The organism is Thermoplasmatales archaeon (assembly GCA_014361195.1).
GTDB lineage: Archaea > Thermoplasmatota > E2 > UBA202 > JdFR-43 > JACIWB01.
On record JACIWA010000029.1, the window covers coordinates 1 to 741 of the forward strand.

Annotated in this window: 2 protein-coding genes; one reads left to right on the forward strand and one right to left on the reverse strand. The window is 29.3% G+C overall.

Going from position 1 to position 741, the window contains the following annotated elements:
- Positions 1–247: ArsR family transcriptional regulator (locus tag H5T44_06430; protein ID MBC7081855.1), on the reverse strand; the 247-nt coding region annotated here is incomplete at its 3' end.
- A 163-nt stretch (positions 248–410) separates the two neighbouring features.
- Between H5T44_06430 and H5T44_06435 the strand changes: the two genes are divergently transcribed.
- Entirely contained in the window at positions 411–650 is a 240-nt protein-coding gene (locus tag H5T44_06435; protein MBC7081856.1) for an MTH865 family protein, read from the forward strand.
- Positions 651–741 lie beyond the last annotated feature (91 nt).

The following is a 741-nucleotide window of genomic DNA, read 5'->3' on the forward strand; positions in this document are numbered from 1 at the left end:
ATTTCTCTTTACAGGTTTCCCGCATCTTACAGGGATTAACCATATTTTGTTCTAAATCATTTTCAATATCATCAGAAATATAAACAGATACTGAATTCAAAATATCCTTTTTTAAGTTGCTTAGCATTAAATCAAGGTATTCTTGATTAGATTTTTCCATCAAACGCTTGATATCCTGATGTATAGCTTCTAATTTCATTCGGGCATCATAGAATTCAGGATTATCCATTTTATTTAGATTTTCCATAAATTATTTTATTGATTTAGATAGTATTAAAGGTTTCTTTCTTGACCTTTTAAGTCATATTTGTGTATAAAACTGTACTTAGTACATTTTAATGACGGTTTAGTATATATTTCTAATAAACAATAGTTATATTTGAAATTAAAAACTTAATGGAGATGTGAAAATGGGAGTTAAAGAAGATATTCGTGGACAAATTATAGGAGCATTAGCAGGAGCCGATTTCCCAATAAATTCACCAGAAGAACTAATGGCAGCGCTTCCAAACGGTCCAGATACTACTTGTAAATCTGGAGATGTAGAATTAAAAGCATCTGATGCTGGACAAGTACTTACTGCTGATGATTTTCCATTTAAAAGTGCTGAAGAAGTTGCAGATACTATAGTGAACAAAGCAGGATTATAAGCCAAAATCGACTTCCTACTTTTTCTTTCTTTTCTTTTTTAAGGATAATTAATTATTATCTTATAATAGGTTTTAATGGAGAAATTAAAAT

What these genes read in the sequence shown, in the direction of transcription:
- H5T44_06435 (MBC7081856.1), top strand. Translation starts at nt 411, where the DNA reads ATGGGAGTTAAAGAAGATATTCGTGGACAAATTATAGGAGCATTAGCA.